The sequence below is a fragment of the Pseudoalteromonas sp. SG43-6 genome, assembly GCF_014164365.1.
Lineage (GTDB): Bacteria > Pseudomonadota > Gammaproteobacteria > Enterobacterales > Alteromonadaceae > Pseudoalteromonas > Pseudoalteromonas rhizosphaerae.
In genome coordinates, this window is record NZ_JACJEZ010000003.1 from 74,989 (window position 1) to 87,542 (window position 12,554).

General features: G+C 41.1%; 10 protein-coding genes and 1 tRNA gene. 8 read left to right on the forward strand and 3 right to left on the reverse strand.

Annotated elements, in window-relative coordinates; genetic code table 11:
• Positions 1–91 precede the first annotated feature (91 nt).
• Positions 92–1,465 (forward strand): NADP-dependent phosphogluconate dehydrogenase, encoded by a 1,374-nt coding sequence (gene gndA / locus H5201_RS01835; protein ID WP_182717440.1) that lies wholly within the window; start codon positions 92–94, stop codon positions 1,463–1,465.
• Between the two features lie 85 nt (positions 1,466–1,550).
• Here gndA and ansA read toward each other — a convergent pair whose 3' ends face one another.
• Together ansA and sppA are read right to left on the reverse strand one after the other, a co-directional pair.
• Positions 1,551–2,561, reverse strand: coding sequence for an asparaginase (gene ansA, locus H5201_RS01840; RefSeq protein WP_149982498.1), 1,011 nt, complete (start codon positions 2,559–2,561; stop codon positions 1,551–1,553).
• Positions 2,562–2,631: 70 nt separating this feature from the next.
• Positions 2,632–4,497 carry a signal peptide peptidase SppA gene (gene sppA / locus H5201_RS01845; RefSeq protein WP_182739602.1) on the reverse strand — a complete coding sequence of 622 codons (1,866 nt, stop codon included), beginning with the start codon at positions 4,495–4,497 and terminating at the stop codon, positions 2,632–2,634.
• Positions 4,498–4,715: 218 nt separating this feature from the next.
• Between sppA and H5201_RS01850 the strand changes: the two genes are divergently transcribed.
• The 7 genes from H5201_RS01850 to H5201_RS01880 all read left to right on the forward strand — a co-directional run bounded on the left by H5201_RS01850 (position 4,716) and on the right by H5201_RS01880 (position 10,012).
• Positions 4,716–6,677 carry an FAD-dependent oxidoreductase gene (locus H5201_RS01850; protein WP_182717443.1) on the forward strand — a complete coding sequence of 654 codons (1,962 nt, stop codon included), beginning with the start codon at positions 4,716–4,718 and terminating at the stop codon, positions 6,675–6,677.
• A gap of 64 nt (positions 6,678–6,741) precedes the next feature.
• Positions 6,742–7,419 carry a DoxX family protein gene (locus H5201_RS01855; RefSeq protein ID WP_149982495.1) on the forward strand — a complete coding sequence of 226 codons (678 nt, stop codon included), beginning with the start codon at positions 6,742–6,744 and terminating at the stop codon, positions 7,417–7,419.
• Between the two features lie 114 nt (positions 7,420–7,533).
• A complete protein-coding gene (locus tag H5201_RS01860) occupies positions 7,534–8,082 on the forward strand; it encodes an NAD(P)H nitroreductase (RefSeq protein WP_182739601.1) in 549 nt (182 codons plus the stop codon).
• Positions 8,083–8,284: 202 nt separating this feature from the next.
• Entirely contained in the window at positions 8,285–8,662 is a 378-nt protein-coding gene (locus tag H5201_RS01865) for a hypothetical protein (RefSeq protein WP_182717445.1), read from the forward strand.
• A 101-nt stretch (positions 8,663–8,763) separates the two neighbouring features.
• A tRNA-Ser gene (locus H5201_RS01870) sits at positions 8,764–8,854 on the forward strand.
• 49 nt (positions 8,855–8,903) lie between these two features.
• Positions 8,904–9,290 carry a hypothetical protein gene (locus tag H5201_RS01875; protein ID WP_182717446.1) on the forward strand — a complete coding sequence of 129 codons (387 nt, stop codon included), beginning with the start codon at positions 8,904–8,906 and terminating at the stop codon, positions 9,288–9,290.
• Positions 9,291–9,394: 104 nt separating this feature from the next.
• Positions 9,395–10,012: an FKBP-type peptidyl-prolyl cis-trans isomerase gene (locus H5201_RS01880; RefSeq protein ID WP_182717447.1), complete on the forward strand. Its 618-nt coding sequence runs from the start codon at positions 9,395–9,397 to the stop codon at positions 10,010–10,012.
• Between the two features lie 70 nt (positions 10,013–10,082).
• Here the strand turns inward: H5201_RS01880 and H5201_RS01885 are convergent, their stop codons facing one another.
• Entirely contained in the window at positions 10,083–12,491 is a 2,409-nt protein-coding gene (locus tag H5201_RS01885) for a TonB-dependent receptor domain-containing protein (protein WP_182783591.1), read from the reverse strand.
• Positions 12,492–12,554 lie beyond the last annotated feature (63 nt).

Genomic DNA, 12,554 nt, shown 5'->3' on the forward strand with positions numbered 1-12,554 from the left:
CTAGGCTCGCAATTTTAAGTGGCTTGGGTATATAATGCGCGCGGTATTATTTCATTTACTAACCAATAGTTGTTACCGAGGAGGACACTAAATGCAAGTTGCATTAGTAGGGTTAGGCGTTATGGGTAAAAATCTTGCTCTCAACTTGATTGAACAAGGGATGACGCTAGTAGCTTATGATAAAAACCCAGACGCGGGCGAAGAGCTATTAAGCTGTGCTAAATTACAAGGCATGGCAGATCGTCTGCACATTGTGTCTGATTTAGGTGATATGGTAAAACGGTTAACGCCGCCTCGCTCAATTTTGTTATTAGTGCCAGCGGGTGAGTTAGTCGATAAAGTTTGCAGCGATTTAGTTGATGCAGGCGTTGATTGTGACGATATTATCGTCGATTGTGGCAATAGTAATTATAAAGACGGTATTACTCGTAAACTTAAATATCAAAATAAATTTGAATTTGCCACGATGGGTATTTCTGGCGGTGCCGAAGGCGCGCGTCATGGTCCTGCGATGATGGCAAGTGGTTCAGAAGGCGGCTGGGAACGCGTTGAGCCATGGTTTGAAAAAGTAGCAGCAAGCTACAAAGGTGAATCGTGTTTTGCCCGTGTTGGTCAATCAGCCAGTGGTCACTTTGTAAAAATGGTGCACAACGGAATTGAATATGCATTAATGCAACTAATCGCAGAAATGTATCAATTATTACGCTTAGGCACTAACCGCACTCCACATGAAGTTGCAGAGATTTTTAATCAATGGTCTGAAGGCACACTCAATAGCTATTTATTATCTATCTCAAGTCATATTTTATCGTTAGAAACCGATGCGGGTGAAGCGTTAGTTGATTTGATTGATAATAAAGTTGGCGCGAAAGGCACTGGTTTGTGGACGGCACAAAATGCATTAGAACTGGGTATCGCCGTTCCTTCATTGGTTGCAGCTGTGCAAGCGCGTCACTTAACCAATACTGGTGACACACATGCAGCGAAAGAAATGACGTATGCAGCTAAATCAACTTCACAGGTTGAATTAGATTTAGATGAACTTAAAGATGCCTTCTTGTTTGCAAGTTTACTGGCTTATCGTCAAGGCCTTGCGCTGATCAAAGGTGCATCACGTGCACATCAATGGAAAGTCGATTTATCTAAAACACTGCAAACGTGGCGTGCTGGTTGTATTATCCGTGCTGATTACTTAGATAACATCGCTGAAGGTGTTGAGTTTATCGACACTTTAGAAAAAGAGTCATTAGCGCTGCGTAAGATAGCAGGTCAAGCAATGATGACTGGATTAGCATTTCCGGTACTTAGCTCAACGCAAACGTATTTTGCGACGTTGACGACACCAAGCAATGGTCATCTCGTACAAGCACAGCGAGATTATTTTGGTGAGCATGGCATTAAAACTCATAGTGGTGAGGTATGTCATTTAACTGATTTAGTAGAGATTGACGCGAAAGTACGTTAATTAGACCAATAGGTTTAAATGAAAGGCACGCTAATTAGCGTGCCTTTTTAATTTAAAAAATAGTTTTTATTATAAAGCGCTCAGCTTATCTACTTAACTCACCACGTAAGTTGTCTTGCATTAAATGGCGAATAGTTTCAATTTCAAGCTTTTGGCTAAATAAGTAATGTAATTTAGTTAAGCATGCCTCTAAGGTCATATCGTAACCGCTGATCACACCAATGTTAAGTAATGCGTTACCAGTTGCATAGCCGCCCATATTTACATGCCCTTTTAAGCACTGGGTTAAATTGACGATAACCATTCCGCGCTTACTTGCGCTGGAGAGGATCTCTAAAAAGTCTGGATCTTGTGGCGCATTGCCCACACCAAAGCTCAATAATACGAGGGCTTTGATATTGTCGTTTACCAGACTTTTAACTACAGCATGACTGATCCCTGGATACAAGTATAAAACACCAATAGGTTGCGGCGTGATGTTGGTGACTTGTAGCTCATTTTCAACATACGGGCTTAACTGGCCTTTTAATAATTGAATATTAATACCTGATAGTGCTAATGGATCTAGGTTAGGGGATGCAAAGGCATCAAAGCCATCGGCATGCGCTTTAGTCGCACGATTACCGCGAAATAATTGATTATTAAAAAATAAACTAACCTCAGCAATCGGATAATTAGCCGCTAAATACATCGCATTAAGTAAATTTACTTGGCCATCAGAGCGCAATTGCGACAGTGGAATTTGCGAGCCTGTCACTATCACTGGCTTTGTTAAGTTTTCAAACATAAAGGACAAAGCAGATGCGGTATACGCCATGGTATCTGTGCCATGAAGCACGACAAAGCCATCATAATCTTGGTATTTACTTTTAATATCATCTGCGATTAGTTGCCAATGAGCAGGGGACATGTCTGATGAGTCAATCAGCGGGCAATACTCGTGAATATCGAATAAGGGCATTTCATCACGATTAAATTCGGCATTGTTTTCTACGGTTTGTGTTAAAAAACCTTCAGCGGGAATATAGCCTCGACTCGATTTTTTCATCCCAATTGTACCGCCAGTATATGCGATATAAATACGTTTACGTTTCATAAAAAAAGCCCAGTAAAAAAACTGGGCTTAGTATAACGGTTAGTTGCTGCGATTACAGCCTATACACTATTTATTGCGAAATATTACACACTAAGCAGCGGGCATAAATGCCTTGCGGATCGTTGTAATCTTTTAGACCTTCAACCTCAGTTGTTAATTGCTTAACTAAACCATTGATAGATGCTTGGTTTGAGAGTGCGTTTTGTAGCGTACTTTGTGAGCCAATTAGCGATCTAATCGATGCATTTCCAAAAATATCCTGCATTAATTTCTCTTCCGCCGATAGACTCTGCTTAATGGTTTTAACTTCATAAAAATCAAGCTTAGCCAGTTCAGCTGCCGCTTTGATAGCGTCTTGCTTATTGCCTAATTTGTCAACTAAGCCAAGCTCTTGCGCTTGACTTGCAATCCAAACACGGCCTTGTGCAATAGAGTCAACTTGCTCAGGGGTCATATTTCGTGCTTCACCAACAACCTCTAAGAAGCGTTGATAAGCATCTTCTACACTTAGTTGAATAACCTGTGCCATTTTTTCATTAAGCGGGCGAGCGATTGATAGACCAGCCATTTCAGTTGTGGCAACGCCATCTGAATAAACACCTAATTTAGCCATGGTGTTTTCAAAGGTCATAAAGTTACCAAATACACCAATTGAGCCGGTAATTGTGCTCGGCGCTGCCCAAATTTCGTTGGCAGCAGAGGCAATCCAGTAGCCGCCAGAAGCTGCTACTGAGCTCATTGAAGCAACCACTGGTTTACCAGCTGCTTTAAGAGCAAGCACTTCAGCACGAATAACTTCAGAGGCAAACATACTGCCACCGCCAGAATCAATACGCAGTACAACCGCTTTTACTTTATCATCTAAGCGTGCTTTACGTAGTAAAGCCGCTGTAGAGTCACCACCAATTTCACCGGCTTTACGTTCGCCGTCAGAGATAGTACCGCGTGCAACCACAACGGCGACTTTTTCTGTCATTGGGTTATCAAACTCAATCGGCGGTTTAACCAATGAGAGATATTCTTTAAATGATACTTGGTTGAAGGTTTTGCCCGTTTCTTCAGTGCCTACTAAGGCAATTAATTGTTGACGCATTTGTTGATTGGTTTTTAAAGAATCAACCCATTGATGTTCAAGGGCATATTTACCTGAATCGCCATTAACTGCTTGCATTTTAGCCAGAAAAACGTCCATTGTTTCATCAAAGTTTGCTTCATCAAATGGGCGCACAGCGGCAACGTCTTGTTTGTATTCTTTCCACAATGCACCTAGCCATACATTATTAGCTTCTTTTGCTGCATCTGACATATCGTTACGAATAAACGGTTCAACAGCCGATTTAAATGTACCAACACGGAAAATATGCTGAGTGATACCGAGTTTTTCAAGCGCATCTTTAAAATACAATGGGTACATGCCAAAGCCTTGGATCTCTACACCGCCATAAGGGTGCATCGATATTTCATCAGCGTGCGCAGCAATGTAATATTGTGCTTGTGAGTAATAATAACCAGAGGCAATTACTTTTTTGCCGCTCGCTTTAAACCGCTCTAACGCTTGAGTGATTTGTTTTAATTTATTTAAATGCGCGTTAGGCATTTTTTGTAAATCCAGCAAAATCACACTAATGCGTTTATCTTCAGTGGCTTGATCAATTACTTCGATAATATCATCAAGTAAAATTTCAGCCGGCTCGTCGTTGCCCTGTGTTGCATCATTGATGGCAGCTTCAATTGGATCAACGTAAACTTTTTCTTCTACGATTGGACCATTGAGGTTTAGCCTGAGCACCGATGTGTTAGCAACATTGATTTCATTGTCATCGCTTGCGATTGAAACAATGAAAAGAATAACGAGTAACACAAATAAAAAATTGAGGACTAAACGACGAGAAAAGTTAATTCCTGCCCACAGTCCTTTAAATAGCTTTGCAATCAAAATAAATCCTTAGTCTGGTACAACTTATATCTGTCACCATCTTAGCCCAGAATAAAAATTAATTTAACTGTTAAATCGTAACTAAGTATTTATGAGCGAGGTTTTAACCGTGAGAATGTGAACATATTAACTAATTTATCGCTTTTGTTGCTTATTGCTTGCCAATCGAGCAAAATTGGCTAATGTATAGAGGTTAGACCAGTTCATTGGGGCAGAGGATGTTAGAACAACAATTACAATTGAAACACACACAGCTACGTAACCGTTTGGTAATGGGCTCAATGCACACGGGGCTTGAAGAGGGATGGCATAACCGAAAACGACTGCGTGCTTTTTATGAAGCGCGCGCTAAAGGTGGTACTGCGATGCTCATTACGGGGGGCTACAGTCCTAATTTGCGTGGCAAATTAACCCCAATCTCATCGTCTTTTAATAGCTATTATGATGTGTTTAAGCACCGTGCATACACTGATGTTGTCCATCAACACGGCGGTAAGATTTGCTTACAATTATTACATGCTGGACGTTATGCGTATCATCCATTTAATCAAGCACCAAGTGCAATTAAAGCACCTATTAACCCATATCAACCCAAAGCAATGTCGCTCAGTGCAATAAAAAAAACCATCAAAGACTTTGCTCATTCCGCCTATTTAGCACAAAAGGCAGGCTACGATGGCGTTGAAGTGATGGGCTCAGAAGGTTATTTGATTAATGAGTTTATGGCACCGCATACCAATAAACGCTCAGATGAATACGGTGGAAGTTTAGAAAACCGTATGCGTTTAGCGTTAGAGATAGTCAAAGCTGTACGTGCCAAAGTAAATAAAGAATTTTTAATTATCTTTCGATTATCGGTGATGGATTTAATTCCGAATGGGTCAACACCTGAAGAGGTTACGATCCAGGCCAAAGCATTAGAGCAGGCTGGAGTTGATATTTTAAATACTGGCATAGGCTGGCATGAAGCACGAGTACCTACTATTGCGAGTATGGTGCCAGCAGGTGCATTTAAAGAAGCTTCAAAACGTTTAAAAGAAGTGGTATCGGTTCCTGTCATTGCTGTAAATCGTATTAATACCCCCGAGATTGCCAATGAAATTTTAACTGCAGGGGATGCCGATCTGATTTCGATGGCACGACCACTATTAGCCGATCCAGAATTTTTTAATAAATACCAAGCACAACAAAGTAAACACATTAATATTTGTATCGGCTGTAATCAGGGCTGTTTAGATCATGTATTTAAAGGTAAACGAGCAACATGCTTAGTGAATCCTCAAGCGGGGTTTGAGCTAGATTATCCTCTTGAGCTGACCAACAAGGCTAAAAATGTGTTGGTTGTAGGTGCTGGGCCTGCGGGCTTATCTGCCAGTTGTTACTTAGCGCAAAAAGGCCATACGGTAACGCTGATTGATAAAAATACAGATATGGGCGGCCAATTTAATTTAGCGATGCGAATTCCTGGTAAAGAAGATTTCAATCATACCTTGCGTTATTTTATTAATGAACTTGAACGTCTGAAGGTCACGGTAACACTCAATACTCCTTTTACCGATAAAATGCTTGAGCAATACGATGACGTGGTGTTTGCAACGGGTGTGCGCCCGCGTGAGGCAAACTTTACCTGCGCGGATAATAAACGTGTTTTTTCATACGATGAAGTTATTCGAGGCGAAGTTGAATTAGGGCAATCTATTGCAATTTTAGGTGCCGGCGGCATTGGCTTTGATATGGTTGCTTTTTTAAGTGAACATAAAGATCAAAGTATTGCTGATTTTAAATCGCAGTGGGGAATTGAATGTCAGCCAAGTCCAGATAAAGATAATCGTCAATTGTTTATGCTAAAACGCAGCGCCGGGCGTTTTGGCAGTGAGCTTGGTAAAACAACGGGCTGGATACATCGTCAAGTTGCAAAGCAACATGGTGTAAAACAGATCGCTGATTGTCAGTATCATCATTTTGATAAGCAAGGTCTAAAAATTACTGTGGCAGGAGAGGAGCAGGTGCTACCTGTTGATACAGTGATCGCTTGTATCGGGCAAGTCTCTAATAACGAATTAATGTCGGGGTTAATCGATAATCCTAAAGTACATGTAATTGGCGGGGCCAAATTAGCATCAGCAATTGATGCAAAACGAGCTATTTATGAAGCGCTTCAGGTCGCGCGTAAAATTTAACTGAAATAAACTTTTAATCGTAGCGGTCTTTGTTTAATACATTACAAAAGACTAGACTGCTACGATGAATACATTGATCACACTATATAAAACTTCCCTCCAAAAAATAGCCATTTTTGATGGTATCCCTGCTTTACTATTTAGACTGATACTGGCGCCAGTTATGATCATCGCAGGTTATAACAAGCTAAATATCAGTGGTAATGGTAATGGGTTTTTTGAATTCTTTTTAGCTTCTCCAGATGTTGTTGCTTGGTTTGGTAACCCAGACTGGGGCTTAGGCTTACCTTTTCCTGATTTACTGGCTTTTTTAGCTGGCTGGAGTGAATTTCTCGGTGGCTGGCTGCTCTTAGTTGGTTTATTAACCCGTCTGGTTAGCATACCGCTGATGTTTACTATGGTCGTTGCCGCAACCTCTGTACATTGGCACAATGGCTGGTTTGCGATTGCGCCGACAGATCCAGATACCAGTGCTGCACAAGTACTTGATTGGTTGGCGATCCCCGGTGCAAAAGAAAGTTTAGATAATTCTCGTGAAGTAAAAGAACGTATTGAGAAAATTCGAGGACTTGTACAAGAACATGGTTTCCCAGATTACCTTTATGAAAAGGGTAAACCGTCGATTTTGAATAATGGCATTGAGTTTTCAGCAATTTATTTTGCGATGTTATTGAGTTTATTTTTTACCGGCGGTGGGCGTTTTGTTAGCCTTGATCACTGGTTACGGAAAAGATTCGAATAATCTAAATCTCTACCTGTCAGTTTGCGACGCCCGTCGCAAACTTTCTAACTTTCAAACTTTCTCAGCAATCCCTATCAATGCTATGCTAGTTTCTTTTTTAATTAGAGAATCGCTATGGACGCTATTGAGCTTTTATTGACTCGTCAGTCAGATCCTCGACTGATTGCACCTGCCCCAAACAACAGTCAACTTGATATTATTAAACAAGCAGCGCTTCGTGTGCCTGATCATGGTTGCCTTGCGCCTTGGCAATTTATTGTTGTTGCAGAAGATGCGCGAGAACGACTCGGCGAAATTTATTATCAAAGTGCAGTTGCAGAACAACAAGATGAAAAAGTAATTAATCGTGCCAAAGAGTTACCGCTGCGTGCACCGATGATAATCATTGCCATTGCCAAATATCAAGCGCACCCAAAAGTACCGCGTATCGAACAAGTACAAAGTGCTGGTTGTGCTGTGTTAGCTATGCAACAAGCAGCTTTTGCGCAGGGACTTGGTGGTGTCTGGCGTACTGGTTACTTTGCGCAAAGTGAGGCGGTAAAAGCGGCGTTAAAGCTTGATAATGAAGATGAGATTGTCGGTTACCTGTATTTAGGCACTCCAGAAGTGGACTGTAAAAAGACTGTTCGTCATAGCCCAGAACACTTTTTCACAAACTTATAGTTGCCAAAACGTAATTAATTGGAACTTTGTCGTGTTATTTCAGTCAGAGTGCATTAAGGCTACCTTTGTTATTATCTTTAGGTAGCTTGGCTGTCTGAAGCGCTTGGATGCAATAACCCTCAATACAATGGTTTGTTATTTTTCTGCAGTTTGTTAATGTATGGAGTGTCTTAATTAGAATAACAACAAGAAGACGAGGATAATGGGAAATTTATTTTTACGTGAAAAAGAAAAATGGTTAACGTGGTCCTTATGGGGCTTTGTTGGTGCGGCTATCACTCTTTACACAGCATTTAGTACACAGACTCCTCATTTAATCGCGATCTCATCAACTGCTATTGTGGTTATCTTAGCGTGGTGGATGCAACACACAAGACGATTTGATTTTGGTAGAGCGTTTAAAGTGTGTTGTTACGTGTTGTTTGTGAGTATTTTACCCGCTTTTGTATTGGTGCTTGTACCAAGTGATGATCTAAACCGCTTTGATTTAATCTTTCAGAGCTTAAGTTTTGTAACTTTTAGCTTATTAGTCTGCTTACTGTGTTCGTGGGTCGCGAAACGTCCAAAACAGTATTATTGATGTATTTTTAAGCGCTTCGAGTAATTGTAACGATTAATTTGAACTTTTTTACTTTTAGGGCTTTACAACAAGGCGGCTAACCCCTATTATCCGCGCCGTACGGAGAGATGGCAGAGTGGTCGAATGCACCGGTCTTGAAAACCGGCAGGGGTTTATAGCCCCTCTAGGGTTCAAATCCCTATCTCTCCACCATATTTAAAAAGCCGCCTTATGGGCGGCTTTTTGCTATCTGGAGTTTAAGATGTCACAGCAAAATCAATTAAACACCACACAACGGGTGCTAAAACACATACTGTTATGGTCGGTGTTTGGCTACTGTTATCACAGTGCTATTAACTTACTCGTTAAAATGGCGATGGATGCACAACCAGAGCATGTATTGCTCACAGCTATGCTTTACTGCCTAGGCTTTAATCTATTAGCTGGGCATTTAATTACTAAATATGATAAATACTGGCCAGAAATTGCGGCAATATTTATTGGTTGTATCGGTTTATTAGTCGTGCCGGTGTTATTAGTTGGTACGCAGGCATTACTGAGTCGTCCATTACTTGCTGGTATTTTAATCAGCTTGCCAATCTTGACTTTTGCTGTGCGATTAATAAAGCGAAAACTCACTAAAAACTAGCTCTAAAGAAGCCCAAAAGGGCTTTTTTTTATGATAGCATAGGCGCGTCTTTTAACTGATACCAGCGTTATTAAGCTTGGTATAAACAAAACGTGAAACATATTATGTCAGATAATTTTACTACAGATGCTGAAAAAGCAAGTTACGGTATTGGCCTACAGATGGGTGAGCAACTTAAAGCTAACCCTTTCGAAGGTTTAAACTTAAATTCAGTATTTGCAGGCATGAAAGATGCGTATGTGGGCGGCGATTTCCAAGTTGAGATCCCTGAGATCCAAGCTGCATTCGAAAAAATCAACACTGAAATCCAAGCACGTCGTGAAGAAGAGGCGAAAGTACTTGCAGCTGAAGGCATTGCATTCTTAGAAGAAAATGCAAAACGTGCTGAAATCACAGTGACTGAGTCTGGTCTTCAATATGAAGTACTAGCAACAGGTGAAGGCAACAAGCCAACTGCTGAGTCAACAGTGCGTGTTGATTATCACGGTACACTTATCAACGGTACTGTATTTGACAGCTCTTATGAGCGTGGTCAACCTGCTGAGTTTCCAGTTGGTGGCGTGATCAAAGGCTGGACTGAAGCATTACAAATGATGCCTGAAGGCACCAAATGGCGTATCTATGTTCCTCATGAGCTTGCTTATGGAGAACGTGGTGCCGGTGCTGCAATTGCACCATTCTCAACACTGGTATTTGACGTTGAGCTACACGAAATTCTTTAATTAGAAATTGAGTAATAAAAAGCCGCGCTAATAACTATTAGCGCGGCTTTTTTATGGTTATTTACTGAGTTCAGAAATAACCACGTAGACCAATTCTAAAGTTACGCCCGGGTAGTGGCGCTTCATCTTTAATAAATGAACTATGTACAAAACCCAGTTCATCCGTAATATTATCAACGTTGATATAAAACTGTGTATCTACCGGACCGACACTTAATTGGTAATTTGCTTGCGCATCAAACAGTGTATAGCTATCAGTTGCGGTTTCATAAGCCGTAATATCACGTTGTTCAAAGTAGTGTGTGCCAGTTAAGCTGAACTGCCAATCACTGATATTATACTGTAATTCTGAACCTAACTTATTTGCCGGAATACGCGGTAAATACCCTTCATCATCAGCAAGTTTTGCAGTGGTTGAGTCACCAAATACTTTTACCATCGCATTTGAATTTAATTGATAATGTGCGTCAAATTCAATGCCGTATAATTTCGCATCTTTACTGACAAATTGATAAACAGCCATACCATCATCGTGGCCAGGCTCTGCAGCTTCAAGGCCGTGCTCTTCATCAAACACTAACCCCGTGTTCTGCTGATAGTAAAAATTGGCAATGTCGTTATAGAAAAAGTTAACCGTATAACCAAAATCGCCACTAAAGCGTCTAAAGCCAAAATCAATATTGGTTGATGTTTCTTGTTTGATATTTTCAGGTTCGAAGTGAATTTCACCGTCTTCTATCGCGTAGCCTAAACCAAGCTCATAGGTGCCAGTTGCAATATGGACACCATTTGATAATAGCTCGGCTGATAACGGTGCGCGTTCAGAGTGTGACACGCTCAGCGCAATACTTTGTCCGGGTGTATATTGCCAAATAGCGCCTGCTGAAGCGCTCAGATTAGTAAAGCTTTTACTGTAAGGCGTTATTTCATTGGCATGTTCATCAGTATGATCATCTTCATGGTCATGGTCATGGTCATGGTCATGGTCATGCGCAGCAGCACCGACATTACTATCAATATTATAATCTTCAATACGCGCACCTAATTCTAATGTCACGTCGCCAAACTGTTTTTCTTCGAGGATAAATAATGCATGAGTAGTCGTTTTGCTAGCGGGTGTGAAGGCTTCTTCACCATCGGCATCATAATCAGAGTCACTAAAATGATAACCAGCCATACCATGCCAATTACCTAACTTATGCTCAATATTTAAACGTGCTTCAGTGGTTTCATTACTAAAGATAGTACCGATCGCGCCATCTTCAATTTCAGCATGGCGATAATCAGTATAACCTAGACGTAAATTAATAGTTTCAATCCAGTTGTTGTGTAATGCATAGCTCATCAAACCTTGCCAGCGATCTTGTTCTACACGCGCATAAACGGCTTCTTCTTCGCCTTCATCATGCTCGTGTTCGTGATCATGGCCATGTTCATGTTCATGGCTATGTGCTGGAATACCGTAGTCGGTTTCAATACGGCCATAAGAAACACCTAGCGTTAAATGCTCACCTACATAGCTGGTACCAAAGTTAACGGTTTGGCTATCAATAAAGGTATTTTTTACCGAGGTGGCTGTTTCATGCTCTTCTTCGTCATGACCCTCATGATCTTCGTGCTCTTCTTCAGGTAAGTTAAAACGCGGAGTTTGGTAGTCATCACCAGTGCGTTTGGTACCGTCAAAATGGAAGTTAAAGTTGTTATGGCCCGTCTCAAGCTTGGCAGCATAGGTGTTGGCATTTGAAACCGTGTCATGGCTGTATTCAACAGCCCCAGTTAACTGCTCGATATTATCAGTTGGAATGCGGTTATCTACTACGTTAACTACGCCACCAATCGCGCCTGAGCCATAAAGTAGCGTAGCTGGGCCACGCAAAACTTCAATCTGTTCTGCAGCTAGGCTGTCATTCGATGTTGCGTGATCTGGGCCAATACGTGACGCATCGCTGCTGTCTAAGCCATTTTGGGTGATTTTAACGCGAGGGCCATCTAGGCCACGGATTATAGGGCTAGATGAAACAGGGCCAAAATAGCTGGCATTAACACCTGGAAGGCCTTTGAGCGTTTCGCCTAACGTGGGTTTTGCTTTATTGCGCAGTTCATCACCACTGAGTACACTCACTGGTGAAATCATCTCTAAGCTATTTTTATGCAGGGCAGAGGCATACACAACGACAGATTCAACTGACGTAGGTACAAGCGTGATATTTAGAGCAGAACTGGTTTCAGTTACTTGAACTCTAGCATCAACAAAATTATTTTTACTAATATGTAATTGGCTATTAGCATCAATATTAATACTAAATCGGCCATTCTCGTCAGTTTTAATTGACTGTGCTTTACCGTGTACGTGCACATCGGCATAGCTGAGTGGTTGCTTGTTATTGTCAAAAACTTGCCCAGTTACCAGCGCAGCATGAGCAGAAAAAGAGCTTAAAGCAGTGATAATTGCAGTTGATATTAATGAATGTCGGATCATGGTTACTACGTTGTTGCTATTATGTTGTGATATAATATAACACCATCATTTGTGCTGATCAAT